Genomic DNA, 20542 nt, shown 5'->3' with positions numbered 1-20542 from the left:
AATCCGAGCTCGCGGGCGACCTCGGCGATCGTGCGGCCCGAATCGATCACACGATGGGCGGCCTCGACCTTGTATTCGGTCGTGAACGACCGGCGGGTGCGGGACATACGGACATCCTTCCAGCGGGGGTTTCGATCCCGCTATCTCGGTGTCCGCTGTTCGGGGGGAACCTCACGGGGCTCACAGCCGACTTCCAGCGCCTGTTCGGTCCTTCGAATTCCGGGCGGAGTGACTTACATGCCCAGGTCCTCTTCAGTTGACACCGACGGCTCCGCGAGCGATGACGAGGTAGCGGTCTACTAGATGATCCGGGGTCAAGGACCCATCAGTCCTGTACCAACCTGCAACGGCGACACACATGGTGATGACTGCGCGACTGGCTTCATCAGGGAAAAGCGTATGAAAGTCGCCGGTGCGGACACCTTCTCGGACGATCGAGTCCAGCATCCGTTGCTGCTCGTCCCGCATGCCGATGTAGCTCGTACGTGCCGGCTCCCCCATGCTCCGAATCTCGGTCGAGGCGACGAACGCCTGCTTTCGACGGCACATGTGGAAACGCAACAGGGATTCCACGACGGCGTCGAACTGTTCTCTTGACGTCGGCCCTGCTTCCTCGAGTGCCGCACGACTCCTCCCCAGCAACTCCTCCATACTCATCCGCGTCAGCTCCACCAACATCGCTTGCTTCGACGGGAAGTGGTGGTAGAGGCCAGGGACCGACAAATCTGAGTGGATGGCGATCTCACGGATCGAGGTACCTTCGTATCCGCGTTCCGCGAACAGGTCCAACGCCGCCGACAGCGGTCCGGACAACGTCGAACCCCCGTAGTTACGCCACGCACCGGAAGTCGTGTCCGTCGTCATTCCTTCACCGTATTGCACACGCGTACCCGCACAGTGAAGTCCTCCATGCGCTGTGTACGCCCCTGGCGATCGCATGGCGTGGGTCCGCTCCGGTGGCAGTCATGCTCGTCGCAGGATGGAGTGGTCGCTGCTTGCCGGTACAGGGGTGTCGCATCTGTCCGCGAGTAGATCACCGGGGAGGGCGAATCGTCCGGCCACGGCAGTTGCTGCTGCGACGCTGGGCGAGACCAGGTGCGTTCGTCCACCATCCCCTTGTCGTCCCTGAAAGTTCCGGTTCGTGGTCGATGCGCTGCGTTGCCCGGACCCCAGTCGGTCTGGATTCATGCCGGTACACATCGAGCATCCAGCGGTCCGCCATTCGAATCCGGCGCGGCGGAAGACGTCGTCGAGCCCTTCGTTCTCGGCCTGCTGACGAACCTGCATCGAGCCGGGCACGACCAACGCGCGCACACCGTCTGCGATCTTCCGTCCGCGAAGGACCTCCGTTGCTGCACGCAGGTCTTCGATGCGGCCGTTCGTGCAAGATCCGATGAACACGGTGTCCACCGCGATATCACGAATCGGAGTGCCGGCGGTCAGTCCCATGTAGCGCAGCGCCTCGGCAGCACTCACTCGTTCCCGAGGATCGGAACAGGAGTCCGGATCCGGCACGAGCCCAGACAGCGGCACGACCTGGCTCGGGTTCGTGCCCCATGACACCGTTGGCATCACATCGGCGCCGTCGAGGGTGAGGTACTGATCGAAGACTGCGCCGTCATCGGTTCTCAGAGTCGACCAGTACCGTACGGCCTCGTCCCAATCACGACCTCGGGGAGCGAACGGCCGACCATGCAGGTAGTCGAATGTGACGGTGTCCGGAGCGACGAGCCCCGCACGGGCACCCGACTCGATCGACATGTTGCACAGGGTCATTCGTGCCTCGATCGAAAGTGATTCGACCGCCGTTCCACGGTATTCGATCACGTGCCCGACGGCACCGTTCGGACCGAGTGCCTGCACGACCGCCAGCGCCAGATCCTTCGCCGAGGACCCGCCCCCGAGTCCGCCTGTCACCTCGACGGACAGTGTTCGGGGACGCGGCAGTACGAGCGTCTGAGTCGCCAGAACGTGTTCGACCTCGCTGCTGCCGATGCCCATGGCGAGAGCACCCATCGCGCCGTGGGTAGACGTGTGCGAGTCACCGCACACGATCGTCATCCCCGGTTGGCTGAGTCCTTGCTCCGGCCCGATCACATGAACGATGCCCTGACGTGGATCCCCCATCGGATAGTTGGAGATCCCGAACTCTGCGCAGTTCCGTCGAAGCGTCTCCATCTGACGTCGGCTGGCTGGATCCTCGACGACGTCGCCCGTACCGAACGTAGGGACATTGTGGTCCTCGGTGGCGATAGTCAGATCTGGGCGGCGCACGGTCCGGCGTTGCGAACGGAGCCCATCGAATGCTTGTGGCGATGTCACCTCGTGCAGAAGATGCAGATCCACGTACAAGAGGTCCAGCGGTTGATCATCGACCGCTGTGACAACGTGGTCCGCCCAGATCTTCTCGACAAGCGTCCGCGGGCTCACTAGGCAGGCGCCGTCTCGCGAGATCCACGTGGGACAACGGCGCGATCGAGTTCGGCATGGAAATTCTTGGCTCCCTCCACGAGCCAGTTGTCGTACGAGGTGTAGAGGAACCGCGCGCCCAGCGAGACGAAATGATCGACCCGCCCTGGCATGCACAGTGTTCCTGCGGCGACCCCGTTGTCTGCGATCTGTTCCAGCGCACGATCGATTGCGCCGGCTACCTCCGGATGTCCGGGGTTTCCCTGGTGTCCCATTGCCTGGGCAAGGTCGTTGGGCGCGACGAACACGACGTCAACCCCCGGTACCGAGGTGATCTCGTCGATGTTGGACAGCGCCAGCGGGTCTTCGAGTTGAACCACCAGCACTGTGTTCTCGTTCTCACGGTCGAAGAAATCTTGGGCACCGTACGAGCGGCGGCCGCGGGAGACGCCACGACTTCCCAGCGGCGCGAATTTGGCTGCGCGGACGAGTTCCGAGGCCTGGTCGGCGGTCTGCACCTGCGGAACGACGATTCCGTGTGCGCCCAGGGTCAGCGCACGCGCGACCAGTGACGGCTCGAGTGTCCGTACCCGGTACATCATGGCCATGTTCCAGATCTCGCATGCGCGGCTCACGTCGCCGATCGCATCCCACGTTGCGGGACCATGTTCACCCTCGTACCAAAACCCGTCGAATCCGAGTTGGCCGACGAAGTCTGCTGTGTCGGCGCGACCGGAGTGCCCGGCAGCCACTACCGCGACTCCTCCGTTGTCGAGTTGGTGGCGGACCCTGTTGCCTCGGCGCGGGCCGAATGTTGAATCTTCTCGGTGGGTCATGTGTTCCCTCTCATGCCATTGCAGTGGGGCGACGGGACATGTCGGTGTGCTCGAGTTGGGCGTCGACGAGTTGGGCGAGATAGCGTGCCTTGACCTCGGCGTATGTGGGATCGCGCCAACGGTTGACCAGTTCACCGGGGTCGTCTGTGTACAGGAACAACTCGCCGTCGTCGGTTCCTCGGTAGACGGTGATCCGTCCGTTGTCGTCGACAAGGGTTCTCATCTGAAGTGGACCGCAACCCGGAAGCAGTTCGAACATCTGATCTTCCTCGATGTAGATACGGTCCCTGACGGCACCGGTGGGATCGTTCATCACACCGGTGAGGCTGTGGCCGTGGACACCTGCGTATCCCTCGACTCCCGCGAGGTCGAGCAAGGTAGGCCCGATGTCGAGAGAGGACACCAGTGCGTCCGATGCTCCCCCCGTCTCCCCTGGCGTCGAGATCACCAGCGGTACTCGGACACAACCCTCGTAGTGCAACCCCGCTTTGAGCATCAGTCCGTGGTCGCCGAACATGTCGCCGTGGTCGCTGGTGATGACGATGATCGTGTTGTCTCGGACACCGGCCTGTGCCAGTGCGTCGAGGACCGTTCCGACCGCGTCGTCGATGAAGGTGATGGCGCCGTATTCCTTGGCCGCGGCATCGCGGTACTGCTTTTCGGTGGGCGCGAACGGGGACATGGCACCTCGCTGGCTGCCTTTGTGTTTGATCTTCGATCGGACATGCGGCATCGATGCCGTGTGGGGGTCGTCGAAGGTCACCGGTAGTTCTACGTCTGCCGGCGAGTACATGTCGTAGTACTTGTCCGGCGGTGTGAACGGGTGATGGGGGTCCGGGAACGAGCACTGCAAGAAGAAGGGTTGCCCGCTTTCTGCTGCCGACCGGATCAGATCGGCGCTCCGATTCCCCACCCATGCGGTCGGGTACACCTCGGCCGGCATCGCAGGCCGGTAGATCTGGCCCCATTCGGGTGACGTCTCGCTTGCATGGTCGCTACCCCGAGCGTCAGGGTCGAAGCCCTGTTCACGAAGCCAGTGCTCGTAATGGCCTCCGCAGTAGTCGGCATGATCGATCGCCAGCTCGACATGGTCGAAACCGTAGTAGTCCTCGGGGATCTCCACCCGCTGTTGCTTGTGGAGTTCCAGGTTCTCCCATCGATCCCAGTCCGGTGCCCATGCGCGCTCGACCGCGTCTCGCTCGGGAGCACTCGCCGTCGCCCGGGCCGCGAACTCGGGTTGGTGGCCGATGTTCTGGAAGTGCGCCTTTCCGACCAGCATCGTCCGGTAGCCGGCGGACCGTAGAGACCTGACGAAAGTGTTCGCATCGGGATCCAACGCGATGCCGTTGTAGCGGGTGCCGTGCGACGACGGCACCCGAGAGGTGAGCATGCTGGCACGGTTCGGCATGCAGATCGGGTTCGCGACGTATGCGCGATCGAAGCGTGTCCCCTGTGCTGCAACGGAATCCATATTCTCGGTACGGACAACCCGGTTGCCGCCGAATCCGACGTGGTCGGCGCGTAGTTGGTCGGCGATGATCAACACGATATTCGGCACGTCGCTCGGATGAACGGCTGAGGTGTTCACGAGACTGCCCTCTCCTCGTCGACCCAGAACTTCTCGCGGAGCACTCGCTTCAGGATCTTTCCCGTGGCGTTCCGTGGGATCTCGTCAACGAACTCGACGCTCGTGGGGCACTTGAAGCCTGCCAACCGTTCGCGGCACCACGCGATGACTGCGTCGGATCGCAGGTCCATCCCCTCACGTGTGACGATGACCGCGTGCACACTCTCACCCCAGCGGGTATGCGGCACACCGATCACAGCGGCCTCACTGATCTGCGGGTGCTGGTGCAACAGCGATTCGACTTCCGCCGGGTAGACGTTCTCTCCGCCGGAGACAAGCATGTCTTTCGCTCGGTCGACGATGGTGAGGTAGCCGTCCTCGTCGAGGCGGCCGACGTCGCCGATGCGCCAGAATCCGTCGGGGGTCAACGCTGCAGCGGTGGCATCGGGGTTGTTCCAGTATCCGTCGAACGGTTCGGCTCCCCGCACGACGATCTCGCCGGGTTCACCGACTGGCACGTCAGCGAAGTCATGCCCGATGATCCGCACTTCCCAGTTCAGGGCCGGCTTGCCTGCCGACCGCAATCGCGCCGAGTCCGGTGTGTGGTCGTCCGGGTCGAGTGTCGACACCGGGAAGCCCCCTGTTTCGGTGCAGCCGTAGTTCTGTCGGAAGCGGCACCCGAGAGTGTCCATCGCGTCTCGTAGGAGATCAGGCGAGATCGCTGATGCCCCGTAACCGATCTCGACGAGTGAGGACAGGTCCGGCTTCGTGTCTCGGCTTCGGATCTCGTCGACGACCATCGAGATCGCTGACGGTACGAGATTGGTGAACTCGATCCGTTGTTCAGCGACGGTGTCGACGAAGGTAGCTGCGGAGAAGCGGCCTTGAATGAAGATCGTTGCGCCGATGAACAACCCGTAGGTGACGTTGGCCAGGCCTGCGAGGTGGAAGAGCGGCATCGCGCGCAGATGCCGTGCGCCTTCGTCGGCGCCGGGGACGACGAGTTTGAGATAGGTCGCCGACGAAATCAGCCGTTGGTTCGTCAACGGGATGAGCTTGGGAACGGCGCCGGTTGTGCCACTCGTATGCATCAACACGAACGGAGCATCGCCGGTCAGCCGGCCGATAGGCCGAGCTGGAGCCGGGCCGCCGAAAGTGTCGGGCATTCCGACACGGGGCATCACGACACACGGCAGGCTCGGAGCTGCCGCTCGGATCAACGGCAGGTCCTCGTCGTCGGTCACGACAGCAGCCGGGGACAGCTCGCCGAACAGGATGCCTACCTCGTCAGCTGAGAGACGCCAGTTGACCGCTGCGGGGACTGCTCCTACTCGGTTGAGTGCGAGGAGATGCACGATCCAGTCCACGCGGTTACGTGCGACGATCGCAACGACATCGTCGGGTCCGATCCCTGCCTCGGACCATCCGCCGGCACACTGTTCCACTGCGGCGTTGAGTTCTGCGTATGTCAGGCAGCGGCCTTGATCGTCGCTGAGTGCCAGGAGTTCTGGATGGCGGCGCGCGCGCCATTCGATCAGGTGAATCCACGACAGCATGCTGGGTTTCCTCCGGTCAGGAGTGTGAACTGGATGTGAGCGATCGAGGTGCGGGGGCTGAGGGAGTGGAAGTGAGATGGCATCTCACCGATCCGCCTGCTCGGTGCTGTGCTGCTGGGGCCTCGGTCAGACACCGGTCGATGGCCGATGGGCATCGGGGCGCGAACGCGCATCCACTCGACTGGTCCGCTGTAGCCGAAGACGGTTCCGACTCGGCGCGACGGTACCGCCGGCGCTTCTGTTCGTCCGGGTCCAGCGTCGGAGCGGCGTCGAGCAACATACGCGTGTACGGATGTGTGTGGTCACGGTAGATGTTCTCTGCAGGCCCTTCCTCCACAAGATGGCCTCGGTACATCACCGCGATCCGGTCACTGACGTGCCGCATCAATGTCAGATCGTGGCCGATGAAGAGATACGACACGCCGGTGTCTCGCTGAATTCTGTTGAGGAGATTGACGACCGTGCTCTGAGTCGAGACGTCCAGGGCACTTACCGGTTCGTCGCACACGATCAGGTCCGGTCGAGTCGCCAAAGCCCGTGCGATACCGATCCGCTGACGCTGTCCTCCGGAAAAGTCTGCTGGACGACGCTGATCACTAGCGGGATCGAGGCCGACGTGTTCGAGCAGTTCCCCTACCCGAAGGAGAAGCTCCCTGCGACTGACGTTCTCGTGCACCTGGATCGGCTCCCCGACGATATCGCGCACCGTCCATGAGGGGTTCAGGGACGTGGTGGGGTCCTGGAAGATCGATTGGACCCGGCGCCGATACCACTTCGGTACCTTGTCGAACGCGGTGACATCGTGGCCGTCGAATCGGACCGTTCCCGATTCTGGGCGGAGCAACCGCAGCACTGCCCGTGCGACGGTCGTCTTTCCCGATCCGGATTCGCCGACAACACCGAGTGTTTCACCGGCACCGAGTCTGAGTGTGACATCGTCGACGGCCACGAACGGCGGCGGGCGGCGGATCAGTCCGGGACGGCGGAAGGTGACACGAAGGTTCTCGATCTCGAGTAGCGCACTCATGGGTTACCCCTCGGCTCGGAGCAATGGATGTACACAACGCACGAAGGTGGACGTGTCTCCGTGGGCCGGCGGCGTACCGTGCGTGCAATGTTCGGTTGCGTAGCTGCAGCGCGGTGCGAAGGTACATCCCGAAGGGCGATTCCCCGGCAGCGGAACCGTTCCTGGAATGGTGCCGAGTTCCTCACCACGCGGCCGGCCTTGCGAGCTGGACTCGAGCAACGCCGCGGTATAGGGGTGTTGCGGATCCTTGAGCAGTGCCGAGGCATCACCAGTCTCGACGACATTGCCGGCGTACATGACGGCCACCGTGTCGGCGAGGTCTGCGACCATACCGAGTTCGTGCGTCACGAAGACCATGCCCATGCCCAGCTCGTCCTGCAGATCTCGAAGCAGGTCCGCGATCTGCACTTTCAGTGTCACATCGAGTGCTGTCGTCGCTTCGTCCGCGATGAGCAGCTCCGGGTCGCAGCTGATTGCAAGCGCAATCATGACGCGCTGGGCCATACCACCGGACAGCTCGTGCGGATAGCTCTTGTACCGCAGGTGAGGTTCGCGAATGCCGACACGTTCGAGCAGGTACAGAGTTTTCTCGTGTGCATCCTTGCGGCTCATCCCGGAATGACAGCGAATGACCTCGCTGATCTGGTCACCTACGGTGAAGGCCGGATCGAGTGCAGTCGACGGTTCCTGGAAGATCATCGACATCCGGGCACCTCGGATCTGATTCCACGAGGAGTTCGAGAGTCCGAGCAGTTCGGTGTTCCCGAGGCGAACAGATCCTCCTGTCACATGCGCGGCGGGCGGAAGCAATCCCATGACCGCGAGCGCTGCCATCGTCTTACCGCTGCCCGATTCTCCGACGAGCCCGAGGGTGCGGCCGCGATGCACGGTCAGTGAGACGTCTTCGAGGAGCATCACATCGTCGCTGTCACGGGTGACGTCGACGTTCAGGCCACGCACCTGCAGTACGACGTCCTGGTCGTCCGGGAGTTCGGCGACCGTGGTGGTCGTGACACTGGTCAAGGCGACCGTGATCGGTGCAGACGGGGTGCGGGACGCGCTGCGACGCCGGCGGCGTGAAGCACGGGGTTCGTCGCGCAGTCCGGCAAGAACGCCGTCGGCAACGATGTTGAGGCACAACACGGTCAGCCCGATCGCGATTCCGGGCGGTATCACCAGGAACGGTTGACGGGCGAGCATCTGTCCGCCCTCGGCGACCATGACACCCCAACTCGCTTCGGGTGGTTGCGCGCTGAGGCCGAGGAACGACAATGCTGCTTCCGCCAGCAGGGCCGCTGCCAAGGTGAGTGACAGTTGCACGATCAGTGGGCCGACGATGTTCGGGAGAACATGTCGAAAGAGGATCCGTGGTGTGCCGGCACCGGTTACCTGCGCAGCCTCGACATACACGTGCTGGCGTGCGGCCATCACCTCACCGCGGGTGACCCGGGCGAAGGTCGTCGAGAAAATCAGTCCCAGTGCGAGCATCGCGTTGCCGATGCCCGGCCCGAGTGCTGCGATCACTGCGATCGCGACGATCAGACCCGGGAGTGCGGTGAACCCGTCGACGACACGCATGACGACGTTGTCGAGCCAGCCTCCGGTGTACCCGATCACGAGACCGACGGGGACACCGACCAGCAGTGCGATCCCTGCTGCTTCGAAGGATGCGAGGATCGCGATACGACTCGAGTCGATCAGGCGGGACAGCGTGTCACGTCCCAGGTTGTCCGTGCCGAGAAGGTGTTCGGCTGACGGTCCTTCGAGTACCCGGGACAGATCGGTCGCCTCGGGGTCGTAGGGCATCAGATGGTCGCGGAAGATCGCACAGAACACGATGGCGATCAGTACGACGAGGGCAGCGAGCACCACCGGGTCGCTGATGAGTCGTCTGCCGACCCGTTCCCAGCGGCCGGGCGCACGAACGGTGTTCTGCGGAGTCGGTGTTTTGTGCGGGGCATCCGCGGCTCCGGAGTTCCGGTTCCGCTGCCGGGTGATGGTCGTCATGACTTCCTCACCTTGGGGTTGAGGTATCCGTAGCTGACGTCGACGAGCAACTGTGCGAGTGCCACACAGATTCCGGTGACCACGACAACTGCCTGGATGACCGGGATGTCGCGCTGGTTCACCGCCGCCAATGCGAGGTCACCGATTCCGGGAACACCGAAGACTTGCTCGACGACGACCGCACCGCCCAGAAGATGAGCGAAGTGGAAGCCCAGCGTGCTGACCACCGGGCCGAGTGCGTTCTTCAGTCCGTGCTTTCCGATCACGCTGATAGGGGGAAGCCCCATCGCGCGGGCGGTCCGGATGTGCGGCATCTGCATCACCGCGATCATCGAGGCACGAGCATGTCGGGCGAGCATTGCCGCCATCACCAGGCCGAGAGCGATACCCGGGAGGATGAGGGACTGGATCCAACCGGTGACGCTCACCGCCGGCGGGGTGTAGCCGGTGGCGGGTAGCCATCCGAGACGAAGCGCGAACACGGACACCAGGATCAGTGCGAGCCAGAACGTCGGCATAGCGAGCGCCGCCGACGCGAGCAGCGTGATGACCCGATCGATCCACGAACCCGGTCGGAGTGCCGCCGCCGTTCCCGCTCCGATACCGAGCACCAACCCGATCACTGCACCGGCAAGAGCGAGGGAGATTGTCACGCCGAGACGTTCGAGCACGACCGGTAGGACCTCGCTCTGGTCGATCACGGATCGGCCCAGATCTCCTTGGACGGCGTGACCGAGCCATCCGAAGTACTGCTCGAACACTGAGCGGTCGAGCTGGAGTTCGGATCGGATCTGCGCTACCTGTTCAGGGGTGGCGGAGGCTCCGGCGATGGTCTCTGCCGCATCTCCCGGGATCAGCTGGATCAGGCCGACGCTGATGACGGTGATCAGCAGAAGCATCGGTATGAGTGCGAGCGCCCGTCCGCCAATGAGTTTCGTCATCGCCTGAGTCCCGTCACGCAGTCACGCCGCGAAGAGAGGGGCCCATCACCCATCCCGGCTGCAGGGTGACTCCTTGAACCTTGTCGTTCCACGCCAGCGGCGTCTGGTCGGTGAACAGATCGATCCACAGAGCTTCGTCCGCAACCTCCGCGAGCATCTTTTGGTAGGCGACGTCACGTGATGCCTCGTCGGGGGCGGCCAACGCGGCGGCGTGAAGCTCGTCGATCGTCGGGGCGACCGTCCCGAACGGGTTCTGGGGCCCGTTCGGCGCGAGACGCTCGTTGTACAGCTGCTCGGGGTGTACCTGCTTGATCGGGGTGAGGAAGCCGCCGAAGTTCGTGGACCGGTTCTCCTTCTCGAGGGTTCCCGGCTGCACCAGCACGATCTCCATCTCGATGCCGACGTCACGCAAGTACCCCTGGACCGCTTCAGCAATCGGCTTGGTGGGGCCGAACGCGGGAACGGTGAACTTCGGCGACTGAACGCCCGATCGTGCCACCAACTGCCGAGCCTTCTCCGGGTCGTATCGGTACTGCTGCGGAAGAGTCCCCACGTGGAACGGGCTCTCCGGGCCGAACACCTGGGTGGTCGCCGTTCCCTGGCCGAAGAGGCTTGCGTTGACGATCGCCTCACGGTCGATGGCATAGCCGATGGCCTGACGGATGTCCTTGTTCGCCAGAGCCGGCGACTTGTCACCGCCGATGTCGGCGAGTTGGAGCATCCAGTGGTTTCCTGAGGTGAACTCGACGTTCATGCCGGCCGAACTGACCGCGTCGGCCTGTGCGCGGTCGACCTGGGCCATATCGATCTGACCGGAGCGTAGAGCGCCGGCCCGGGCCGCCCCGTCGGTGAGGACCTTGATCTCGACCCGATTCAGTCCCTGGTCGGTCTTGTCTTCGTAGTGAGGATTCTGCACGTAGACGTACGAAACGCCCTTGCTCGATGCCGCGGGGTCCAGCATGTACGGCCCGGAACCCACTGGAGCGGAACCCAAATCGTTCCCATCGAGCGCGCTCGGCGCCACCACCATTCCAGCGACGTCCGTCAATGCGATCGGTAGCGCCGGTGCCGGCGCCGATAGCTGTAGCGACACATGTGCTGGATCACTCACCCGCACCTCACTCACACTGGCAAGCGCGGTGGACGCGGGCCCGGCCGCGGACTTGATGTGCTCGAGGCTTTCCTTGACGGCCTGCGCATCCAGGGGCGTGCCATCACTGAACACCCGCCCCTCGGGGAGGGTGAGGTCGAGTGATGACGGAGTGAGCGTGTACTGCGTAGCCAGTCCCGCGACGACCTTGCCGTCGGCGTCGGTGCGTAGCAGCGAATCGTAGATCGGATCGAGGTAAAGACGTTGCCCCTGACCTGGATTGAGCGCCGGATCGAAGCTTTGGACGTCGACCAGAGTGCCGATCGCCAGTGTTCCGTCACCGGTCGCACTCGATGCCGAGCCGCAGCCGGTCACTACGCCGGCAACAGCGGTTGCAGCCACTGCGGCCACACCGATTCTCCGACAAGACCATCCATTCGACATAGAGATCTCCACTCGTCTGTGAACAGGAAACGAATCTGACTTCAGATTTAGTTATATATGTGACGCAAGTCTCTGTCAATAAATCTTCGTGACATCGATCACGCATCGTGGTGCACGTGGTGGCACGCGGTCACGGCCCCTAGCGTCAGGGCACGATATTGCGCAGAGAGTCGCCCCTGATGAGGCGACGGCAGTTGTCTGCCGCGATGGTGACACAGCGTTCGATCGTCTCGGCAGTCAGCCAGGCGACATGCGGTGTGACTACCACATTCCGTAGTGCGAGCAGAGGATTCGTGCTATCGACAGGCTCGACGGTGAACGTGTCCAGGCCGGCAGCAGCCATCCTGCCGGACGTCAGCGCCGCATGAAGTGCATCCTCGTCGACGAGTTCACCGCGCGCGGTGTTCACCAGTATCGCGCCCGGCTTCATCAGGCCGAGACGTCGTGTATCGAGCAGATGTGTGGTCGATGCATCAAGGGGCAGGTGCAGGGAAACGACATCCGATTCGACCAGCAAGTCGTCGAGGGATCGCCAGTTTTCGTCGGCCGAATCCGTTCTCCGAGTCGTATGCAGGACCCGGGCCCCGAGCGCCACCAGTGGTCGCTCGAGTTTTCGTGCGATCTCTCCGAACCCGACCAGTCCCACAGTTCGCCCGGCAAGCTCACCCACACGATCGGCCAGTGAGGTGTCCAGTGGCCAGCCGTCCCCCAACCGGGTGGCAGCGTCGAGTTCGACTGTCCGCCGTAACGCGGCCAACATCAGCATCAGTGCGGATTCGGCCACCGCCTGGGCATTCGCGCCGACCATGTTGGACACCGTAATTCCACGTCGGCGGGCCGATACGAGATCGATGGTGTTGACACCGGATCCCAACTTCTGGATGAGTTGGAGTCGCGGCGCACGCTCGAGATCGGCGTCCGTCACCGGCCTGAGCACATGCCAGAGAACGTCGGTGTCCGGGAGTAGATCCCGAAACCGTTCCTCGTCATGCTCGGCACACCACCGGATGTCCAGGTCGTCGAGTAGGGGTGCCAGTCGGTCCTGCAATCTCGGGGATCCATCGAAATGGAAGAGCACCCGCACCGGTTGCCTCGCCGTCACCGCAGCCACGGCCCCAGCCCTGCTCGCCCGACGAATCGACCGGATGATCCGATTTCTTCTTCGATGCGAATCATCTCGTTCCATTTCGCGGTTCGCTCACTACGCGTGACGGATCCGACCTTGAATCCGCCGCTCGCCCATCCGACCGCGAGGTGAGCGATAGTGACGTCTTCGGTCTCACCTGAGCGTGCTGACACGATGGCACCTAGCCCCTCCTCGGAGGCGGCATCGAGTGCGGCCTTCGCGCGTGTGAGGGTCCCGGCCTGGTTCGGTTTGATCAGCACGCTGTTGACGCTATGGGCTGCTGCCGCAGTTCGCACTCGATCTGCGTTGGTGACCAGGAAGTCGTCGCCGACGACCTGAACCCTGTCGCCCACAGCTGCGGTGATCGACTGCATTCCTACCGGATCATCTTCAGCGAACGGGTCCTCGATGGATGCGATCGGGTACTTCGACAACCACGTCAGCAGTTCCTCCCGCCAGCTGTCCCGGTCGAGGTCCCGGTCCTCACTGGCGAGGCGGTAGCCGTCGGCGGTAACGAACTGGGTCGCGGCGACATCGATCGAAATCCCTACCTGATCTCCGGGAACGAGTCCGGCATCCTCGATCGAGGCCACCAGAGCGTCGAGCGCTTGCACATTGGAGTCGAACGCCGGCCACCATCCGCCTTCATCGGCGACGCCGGCGAGTCGCCCGCGGGCATCCAGCCAGCGCCCGCCGGCGCGATGAATCTCGACGGCCCAGTCGACAGCTTCGGCGAACGAATGCGCCCCGTACGGCACGACCATGAGGTCCTGCAGATCGATGCGCCCGTGTGCGTGGGCTCCGCCCCCGAAGATCTGGATCTCTGGAAGTGGCAGTTGCCGTGCGTTCGGATTCAGGTACTTCCACAGCGGAAGTTTCTCGACCGCGGCAGCGGTGTGTGCGGCAGCCATGGAGGTGGCCACGGCGGCGTTGCCGCCGAGCGTGGCGAACGAACCGGTGCCGTCGATTGCCTCGAGTGCCGTGTCGATGCCCACTTGGTCGTCGACACGCCGACCGATCAGAGCCTGCGCAATCACCGTGTCGACATTGCGGACGGCAGTCGTGACATCCGCCCCACCACATCCGGGACCACCATCGCGGAGGTCGACGGCCTCTCCAGTTCCTGTCGATGCGCCGGCAGGAGCGATCGCTCGACCGACCGCGGTCGGAGTACGGATTTCGACCTCAACGGTCGGACGCCCGCGGGAGTCCCAACGGCGGGCTCCCCGGACGGCAATGATCTCATGTGCATCGGTCATGGCTCTGTCATCCGTTCGTCGATGTGAGTGACGCCCAGCGCGCGATGTGACTGTCGAAGGTTCGCGCCGGCGAGTTCAGGAGGTGGACGGCTGCCGCACGGACGACTGGTCGACCATTCGTGTTGTCGAGGTACTCCACTGGCGACATACCGTCGATGCGGGCAAGGGCGAGTGCAGGGAGATACATCAGCATTCTTTGCACGACGCTGTCGGAATCTTCCCAGTCCACAGTTGCCGCGTATGCGGTAAGGAGTGCGTCGGCCGCGGTGTGCAACTCGCCGACTCGGTCGGGCATCCATACGGCTTTGAGTAGGAGGTGGTTCAGGCAGAATGCGATGTCGAAGGCGGGATCTCCGAGCGACGCACACTCTGCATCCAGGAAGACCGGGCCCCCGGGGCCGGTGAGAATGTTCTTGGGGCTGATGTCACCGTGGATCACGGTCACGTCGGCGTGTTCGAGTGACTCGATGACATCCGCTAGTCGTGATGCACATTCCGGGTGTGCGCGGGCCGTCGAGCGGAAGTACGGGGCAATGCGCAGCGTCTCGAACAGAGGGCGGGCCTGAGCCCAACCGCCGAGATCCTCGTGAGTGCCGACCGCGTGGAGACGCGCAAGCGAGTCTCCGACGGCGCCGGCGAAGCGGACATCGACATGTCCGGCGATCAGTTCGTTCTTCCAGACGGGGTAGCCGCCGGGTTCGAGCCACTCGAGAATCAGCACCCCGGTGTCTCGGTCGAATGCCTTCAGGATCGGGGGCTGCACTGATCCCGCCATACCGAGCCAGCGCGCCTCCCACTGTGCTCTGGTTGTCGGCGCTCGCCAGTCTGCTGTCACTTTCAGCTTGGGCAGAGCCCGTTTCAGGCAGACCGGTCCGGAGGGAAGGTCTATCCGCCAGACGTCGGAGGAAACTCCGCCGGTCACGGGAACACCGTGGATATGTTCGGTGGGATCGGCGAGTCCCTGCCGTCGCAGTGCGGCGACCATCTCCGCCGGCACTGAACTCGTCGAGTTGGGTCGCGCCGTGGCCGCCGTCATGTGAACCGCTTCTCGATCCACGCTGCCGCCAGGTCCGCCAACTCGTCCCGTGCGCCGGGAGTCAGGAAGTAGTGGTCGGCGTGGAGTTCGTAGAACTCTTTGTCTTCGGATCCGAGGTGGGCCACGATTTCGGCTGCATCGCTGGGGAAGACCCCGGTGTCTGCGTCACCGTTGACGACGAGCGCCGGGACGGTGATGCGGGCGAGGTGGGGTCGTGCCCTGGTCTGCGAATCGTCGAGACTCCACAGCGACAGCCAGGTCCGCAATGTGCACGATGAGGCGATTCCGAATACGGATCGGTTGGTGCGCTGAGGAACTCCGACGTAGCAGCGGTTCGGTTCCCGGTTGGTCGGTTCGATCGTCGGGTCCACCATCCGGGGGTCGGCCCACGTGCGGTGCACCGCAAAGTGTCGGTCGTGGTAGCCGGCACCGTTGATCCGTCGAAGCTCGTCCTTCACCCACGCGGTGATGCGGTGGTTGCGGTCGATCTGTGCCTGCCGGTATCGGGCGAGGAATTCGGGGCCGTAGGCGGGACTGTTGTCCGGGTTGAACAGGTCGAGGGCGGGGTCGGTAGCGATCGGGTCGAACTCGTCGGTCACCGAACCGTCCATCCATGACGTCAGTACATCCGGGCGGCCGAGGTGCGCCGCGGTGGAGATGTATCCGTCCGCTGCGGGCAGATCGTCGAGGCCCGCAGCCGGGCGCATGCCGGCCACTGGTGTCACGTTCGATTCGACAGCTTGGGACTGGTAGACGGACATCAACGATCCGCCACCCGAGTTGCCCAGAAGAACAACGGTCTCCACACCGGCGACCTCGCGAAGCCACCGGATCCCGACGCCGATGTCGACGAGCGCGTGGTCGAGGAGGAAGTGGCTCTCGTCGCCCCGGAATCGTGTGTTCCAGCCGAGGAACCCGATCCCTCGCTCGGCGAGGTAGGTGGACATGTAGTGCTCGGAGAAGTCGATCCCGTAGTGCGTGGCGATGACCGCAACCTTGGGTCGTTTCCCGTTGACGTGGTAGTAGACGCCCTGACAGGGGTGGCCCCCCGCTCCAGCACGGGTCGCTGTCGGAGACGGCAACCCGACGAACGTGCGGCTGATCTCCATGAGATTTGCCCTTCGTTTCCGTCGGAACTAAATCTGACGTCACATTAGTAGCATCCGTCTTCAGCGCTGTCTATCACAGCGAAACACGTTGCCCCTCAGTTCAACCGGCAGCGATCTGAATGCGTGGACGCCGTCCGTGTCGGATCTCGTGAAACCTCTTCCAAAACCTGAATCTGATGTTAGCCTCAGAACCGTCTCGCCTGACTCGCCCTGGGCGGTTCTCGATACGAAATGAGGATCCATGACCTCCACCAACACCGAGTTCGAGCTCCGCGGCTTCAATCACGTGGCCCTCGTATGTTCGGACATGCAACGCACCGTCGACTTCTACAGCGGAGTCCTCGGTATGCCGCTGATCAAGACTGTCGAGTTGCCCGACGGCATCGGCCAGCACTTCTTCTTCGACGCCGGCAACGGCAACTCGCTCGCGTTCTTCTGGTTCGCCGACAACCACGACGCCGTACCGGGCATCTCTTCGCCCATCACCCTGCCCGGGTTCGGCGAGTGGACCAGCTCCGTCAGCTCCCTCAACCACGTTGCGTTCGACGTTCCTGCAGAGAAGTTCATCGAGTACCGCAACCGGTTGAAGGAGAAGGGCATTCGTGTAGGACCGCTCGTCAACCACGACGATAGTGACACCCAGGTAGCCGAGAGCATGCATCCCGGCGTCTATGTCCGCTCCTTCTACTTTCAGGATCCGGACGACATCCTCCTGGAGTTCTCGTGCTGGCTGCGGGAGTTCACACCCGACGACGTTCGCCACATCCCGAAGACCGGCGCCGAACGGGTCGCACGCGTCTTCTGACACCTGCCCCACCTGGCGCCTGCTCACGGGCTCTGCACTCCTGGACCAATCTCGGTCCGCTCGCACCCTGACCGGGCTCGGCCGGTCCGGGTCGACACCGCACGCCCCGCCGATCGAACTCGTTGACATCGATGCAGCAGTCACCGCACTGCCTCACTTCTCCAGGTAGTTCCACCCCGAACGAAGGAGCACCGTGAACAAGCCAACGTCCCTCGCCCACATGCTTCGAGAATGGGCCCGAGCCTCCCCCGACAAGACGGCCGTCGCCGTCGACTCCTCTCGCGCCCTGACATTCAGTCAGCTACATGACAGGACCAGTCGATTCGCCAACGCTCTCCTTGCGCTGGGGGCGATGCCGGGTGACCGGGTTGCGTTCCTCGGCCGAGACCCCGAAACGTGGGTGACCGCCCTCGTCGGCGCGTCGAAGATCCGGGCATCCGGGATCGCACTGAACTGGAGGTTGGCGCAACGAGAGGTACTCGAACTCGTCGCGGACGCCGACCCGGTCGTCACCGTGTGCGAGGCCTCGATGCTCCCCTTGATGGGACTGGCGGCCGGCACCCCGGGCGAGGTGTACGTCGTCAAGGGCGCGAAAGTCGTCGAGTTGGAGGAATGGCTCGCACCGCATTCACCGGAAGACACCGGTATCGACCCTGCCGCGGAGGATGTCGCGTTCATCTTCTATACGTCCGGGACCACCGGTCGACCGAAAGGCGTCCAACTCACCAACGCCAACATCGCAGCGAACCTTGCGAAGCCGACACCCTTCGACGTCGGATGCGATGACGTACTACTCATCCCGTCACCGCTGTTCCACATCTCAGGCACCGGCTTCTTCTTCCTGTGCCTGGCGCGAGGCGCGACTGCGCTTTTCGTGACCGAGATCGTCCCTGCGAACATCCTGGCTCTCATCAACGCGGCGGGAGTCACGTACGCGGCCATGGTGCCGGCGGTGATCCAGATGTTGGCCCGTGAACCTTCGATCGAGGGCGTGTCCTTCCCGTCCCTCAAGATGATCATCTACGGAGGTTCTCCGATCTCGACAACACTGATGAAAGAGGCGCGCGCTGCATTCGACTCCGACCTCGCCCAGGGTTACGGCATGACTGAAACCAATGGGCCCATCTCGTTTCTGTGGCCTGAGGACCATTCCGCCGGGGCACCCGAGCATCGTTTGGCGTCTGCGGGGCGGCCCGTGGACGGCATCGACGTCGGCGTCTTCGACCCCGTAACCGACGAGTCCCTTCCACCACATCAGGTCGGTGAGGTTCGGACTCGAAGCGATCTGGTGATGCTCGGCTACCGCAACCGCCCCGACGAGCAGGCCGCCGCATTCGTTGCGGGTGACTGGTTCCGTACGGGTGATGCCGGGTTCTTCGACGAGGACGGCTACTTGTACATCACCGACCGCATCAAGGACATGATCGTCACCGGTGGCGAGAACGTCTTCCCGGCCGAGGTCGAGAACGTTCTCATGGCCCATCCGGCAGTTGCCGAGGCTGCGGTCATCGGCGTACCGAGTGACCGGTGGGGTGAGACCGTCAGGGCGGTCATCGTCGCACGCTCCGGCCACTCGGTAACCCCCGACGAACTGATTGCTTTCAGCCGGGACTGCCTGGCGCACTACAAGTGCCCCACCGGTGTGGATGTTGTGGAGTCACTTCCTCGGAATGCCACCGGAAAGGTACAGAAAGTCGCCCTCCGTCAGCAATACTGGCCAGTAGGCGGTCGTCAGATCAACTGACGGGCAGCACGCAACCGAGCCGAATCTGATGTTAGTATCAGATTCGGCTCGGTTGCGTACGCCCTGCACCGTCCGGATCGGATGACGCTCAACAGAGGGGGATGTTCCGGTGAACACTCAAACCAAGCCGACGATTCGCGGCCGCGAGACCCTTGCGGCCATCGAGAACGCCGCACGGCGAGTGATCTCGCACAAGGGCTATCTGGCCACAACGGTCGCCGATATCGCCAAGGAGTCCGGGCGCTCGACGGCATCGTTCTACAACTACTACGACTCCAAGGAAGATCTGCTGTCGCATTGGGCACAGCAGTTCCGCGTGGACGCGCGAGAACGTGCGCTCGAAGCATTCGCCCACGGCAAGACCAACCGTGAGCGGATCGAACTATGGACGCGCGCACACTGGCTCACCTATCGGGAGCGCCTCGCGGAAATGGTCGGCGTCTTCCAGTTGGCGATGGTCAACGACACCTTCGCCGCCTTCTGGCAGGAACTGTGCGACGATCTCGTCGACGCGGTGTCCGAGACCGTGCGGCGTGCACAGAAAGAGGGCTACTGCCCTGGCATCGACCCTCGGTTGACCGGATCCGCCATCGTCGCCATGTTGAACCAGTTCTGCTACGACCAACTCGCCAACGGCGTCGACCCGGAGACCGTCGACGACGACGACGCAATAGCAGCGATGTCGTCGATCTGGTATCGCGCGATCTACTGGAAAGACTGACGAGGATCTGGGGTGATCGACGTCGGCGTCGATCACCCCCACCCCCTCGTCACCGCCGGCCGAACGCGGGGATCTGCTTGGCGCGGAACGCTCGAACGCCTTCCACGAAGTCCACTGATCCGAGCAACTCGAGCTGCCCCATCCGTTCCCGCGTGAACGCACGCTCGAGTTCGGTCAACGACGCAGCGTTGACCGCATGCTTGGTCTGCTGGAACGCGTACCGCGGCCCCGCGGCGACCCGGGCTGCCAGTTCCCGTATGTCCATGGCAAAGGTCGAGTCGGGGTGCGCCGATGCGATCAACCCGATGTCCACCGCATGTCGCGCGGTTACTCGTTCGGCGAGTAGCGCCATTCGCATGGCACGTGCACGTCCGATCGATGCCGAGACGAGAGCGGTGGCACCCCCATCGGGCATGAGGCCGATCTTTGTGAAAGCCAGCATGAAGTAAGCAGATTCGGAAGCGACGGTCAGATCGCACGCGAGTGCGAGCGATACGCCGACACCGACTGCCGGGCCGCCAACCGCGCCGATCACCGGGCGTGGGAAGTGTCGAATTGCGGCGACCGCACGATTGGCGGCATCGATAGTGGCCGGATCCGGTGGAGCTGTCAGATCGTTCAGGGTCGACAGGTCTGCGCCGCTGCAGAAGGCGCCTTCTGTTCCCGAGAGCACTACGACATGGACTGCCGGGTCGCGTGCGTACTGCTCGAAGGTGTCGGCCACCTCGTTGAGGGTCTGTGCAGTTACCGCGTTCATGACGGTCGGCCTGGCGATGGTGACCGCCAGAATCCCTGCGTCCAGTTCGACGTCGACGTCACGGACGGGTGTCGAGTTCATGATCGTTCTCCTTGACGATTTCGGGTG

At 63.4% G+C, this 20542-nt stretch carries 18 protein-coding genes; 3 read left to right on the top strand and 15 right to left on the bottom strand.

Features of this window, described 5'->3' with window-relative positions; translation table 11 throughout:
• From E0497_RS17970 to E0497_RS17905, 14 genes are all read right to left on the bottom strand, one after another.
• On the bottom strand, window positions 1-107 hold a 107-nt coding region (locus tag E0497_RS17970; protein WP_137726116.1), incomplete at its 3' end, for a transposase.
• A 145-nt stretch (window positions 108-252) separates the two neighbouring features.
• Window positions 253-864 (bottom strand): TetR/AcrR family transcriptional regulator, encoded by a 612-nt coding sequence (locus E0497_RS17965; protein WP_137726163.1) that lies wholly within the window; start codon window positions 862-864, stop codon window positions 253-255.
• A gap of 99 nt (window positions 865-963) precedes the next feature.
• Window positions 964-2454 (bottom strand): 3-isopropylmalate dehydratase large subunit, encoded by a 1491-nt coding sequence (gene leuC, locus E0497_RS17960; RefSeq protein WP_421958360.1) that lies wholly within the window; start codon window positions 2452-2454, stop codon window positions 964-966.
• Complete coding sequence (locus E0497_RS17955) at window positions 2430-3161, bottom strand: HpcH/HpaI aldolase family protein (protein ID WP_161987443.1); 732 nt, start codon at window positions 3159-3161, stop codon at window positions 2430-2432. The genes leuC and E0497_RS17955 overlap by 25 nt, the downstream gene beginning before the upstream one ends.
• A gap of 94 nt (window positions 3162-3255) precedes the next feature.
• Window positions 3256-4833 carry a sulfatase family protein gene (locus E0497_RS17950; protein WP_137726160.1) on the bottom strand — a complete coding sequence of 526 codons (1578 nt, stop codon included), beginning with the start codon at window positions 4831-4833 and terminating at the stop codon, window positions 3256-3258.
• Window positions 4830-6368 carry a class I adenylate-forming enzyme family protein gene (locus E0497_RS17945; RefSeq protein ID WP_137726159.1) on the bottom strand — a complete coding sequence of 513 codons (1539 nt, stop codon included), beginning with the start codon at window positions 6366-6368 and terminating at the stop codon, window positions 4830-4832. Before E0497_RS17945 ends, E0497_RS17950 begins: the two co-directional genes overlap by 4 nt.
• Window positions 6369-6384: 16 nt before the next feature.
• Complete coding sequence (locus E0497_RS17940) at window positions 6385-7395, bottom strand: oligopeptide/dipeptide ABC transporter ATP-binding protein (protein WP_137726158.1); 1011 nt, start codon at window positions 7393-7395, stop codon at window positions 6385-6387.
• Window positions 7396-7398: 3 nt separating this feature from the next.
• Entirely contained in the window at window positions 7399-9402 is a 2004-nt protein-coding gene (locus E0497_RS17935; protein ID WP_137726157.1) for a dipeptide/oligopeptide/nickel ABC transporter permease/ATP-binding protein, read from the bottom strand.
• Window positions 9399-10343 carry an ABC transporter permease gene (locus E0497_RS17930; protein WP_137726156.1) on the bottom strand — a complete coding sequence of 315 codons (945 nt, stop codon included), beginning with the start codon at window positions 10341-10343 and terminating at the stop codon, window positions 9399-9401. Before E0497_RS17930 ends, E0497_RS17935 begins: the two co-directional genes overlap by 4 nt.
• A 13-nt stretch (window positions 10344-10356) precedes the next feature.
• Entirely contained in the window at window positions 10357-11844 is a 1488-nt protein-coding gene (locus E0497_RS17925; protein ID WP_161987442.1) for an ABC transporter substrate-binding protein, read from the bottom strand.
• A gap of 178 nt (window positions 11845-12022) precedes the next feature.
• Entirely contained in the window at window positions 12023-12979 is a 957-nt protein-coding gene (locus E0497_RS17920) for a 2-hydroxyacid dehydrogenase (protein ID WP_241665956.1), read from the bottom strand.
• Entirely contained in the window at window positions 12976-14262 is a 1287-nt protein-coding gene (eno, locus tag E0497_RS17915; protein WP_137726153.1) for a phosphopyruvate hydratase, read from the bottom strand. The genes E0497_RS17920 and eno overlap by 4 nt, the downstream gene beginning before the upstream one ends.
• A gap of 7 nt (window positions 14263-14269) precedes the next feature.
• On the bottom strand, window positions 14270-15298 hold the full coding sequence (locus tag E0497_RS17910) for a phosphotransferase family protein (protein WP_137726152.1): 1029 nt from the start codon (window positions 15296-15298) through the stop codon (window positions 14270-14272).
• A complete protein-coding gene (locus E0497_RS17905) occupies window positions 15295-16407 on the bottom strand; it encodes an alpha/beta hydrolase (RefSeq protein WP_137726151.1) in 1113 nt (370 codons plus the stop codon). The genes E0497_RS17910 and E0497_RS17905 overlap by 4 nt, the downstream gene beginning before the upstream one ends.
• Window positions 16408-16648: 241 nt before the next feature.
• Here E0497_RS17905 and E0497_RS17900 point away from each other — a divergent pair, with 241 nt between their 5' ends.
• From E0497_RS17900 to E0497_RS17890, 3 genes are all read left to right on the top strand, one after another.
• Window positions 16649-17212, top strand: a complete 564-nt coding sequence (locus E0497_RS17900) for a VOC family protein (RefSeq protein ID WP_137726150.1) — start codon at window positions 16649-16651, stop codon at window positions 17210-17212.
• 193 nt (window positions 17213-17405) lie between these two features.
• Window positions 17406-18956 (top strand): long-chain-fatty-acid--CoA ligase, encoded by a 1551-nt coding sequence (locus tag E0497_RS17895; RefSeq protein WP_137726149.1) that lies wholly within the window; start codon window positions 17406-17408, stop codon window positions 18954-18956.
• A 109-nt stretch (window positions 18957-19065) separates the two neighbouring features.
• Complete coding sequence (locus E0497_RS17890; RefSeq protein WP_194150333.1) at window positions 19066-19677, top strand: TetR/AcrR family transcriptional regulator; 612 nt, start codon at window positions 19066-19068, stop codon at window positions 19675-19677.
• A gap of 49 nt (window positions 19678-19726) precedes the next feature.
• Here the strand turns inward: E0497_RS17890 and E0497_RS17885 are convergent, their stop codons facing one another.
• Complete coding sequence (locus tag E0497_RS17885; protein ID WP_137726148.1) at window positions 19727-20515, bottom strand: enoyl-CoA hydratase-related protein; 789 nt, start codon at window positions 20513-20515, stop codon at window positions 19727-19729.
• Window positions 20516-20542 lie beyond the last annotated feature (27 nt).

The organism is Prescottella subtropica, from assembly GCF_005434945.1.
Taxonomy (GTDB): domain Bacteria; phylum Actinomycetota; class Actinomycetes; order Mycobacteriales; family Mycobacteriaceae; genus Prescottella; species Prescottella subtropica.
Note: the sequence above shows the minus strand (reverse complement) of the source record. Positions and strands in the feature narration are given on the sequence as shown.

Excerpts from the sequence above, each read along its gene's own strand:
- E0497_RS17940 (WP_137726158.1), bottom strand. The coding sequence starts at position 7,395 with ATGAGTGCGCTACTCGAGATCGAGAACCTTCGTGTCACCTTCCGCCGT.
- E0497_RS17945 (WP_137726159.1), bottom strand. The coding sequence starts at position 6,368 with ATGCTGTCGTGGATTCACCTGATCGAATGGCGCGCGCGCCGCCATCCA.
- E0497_RS17885 (WP_137726148.1), bottom strand. The coding sequence starts at position 20,515 with ATGAACTCGACACCCGTCCGTGACGTCGACGTCGAACTGGACGCAGGG.
- E0497_RS17935 (WP_137726157.1), bottom strand. The coding sequence starts at position 9,402 with ATGACGACCATCACCCGGCAGCGGAACCGGAACTCCGGAGCCGCGGAT.
- eno (WP_137726153.1), bottom strand. The coding sequence starts at position 14,262 with ATGACCGATGCACATGAGATCATTGCCGTCCGGGGAGCCCGCCGTTGG.
- E0497_RS17965 (WP_137726163.1), bottom strand. The coding sequence starts at position 864 with ATGACGACGGACACGACTTCCGGTGCGTGGCGTAACTACGGGGGTTCG.
- E0497_RS17905 (WP_137726151.1), bottom strand. The coding sequence starts at position 16,407 with ATGGAGATCAGCCGCACGTTCGTCGGGTTGCCGTCTCCGACAGCGACC.
- E0497_RS17910 (WP_137726152.1), bottom strand. The coding sequence starts at position 15,298 with ATGACGGCGGCCACGGCGCGACCCAACTCGACGAGTTCAGTGCCGGCG.
- E0497_RS17930 (WP_137726156.1), bottom strand. The coding sequence starts at position 10,343 with ATGACGAAACTCATTGGCGGACGGGCGCTCGCACTCATACCGATGCTT.
- E0497_RS17900 (WP_137726150.1), top strand. The coding sequence starts at position 16,649 with ATGACCTCCACCAACACCGAGTTCGAGCTCCGCGGCTTCAATCACGTG.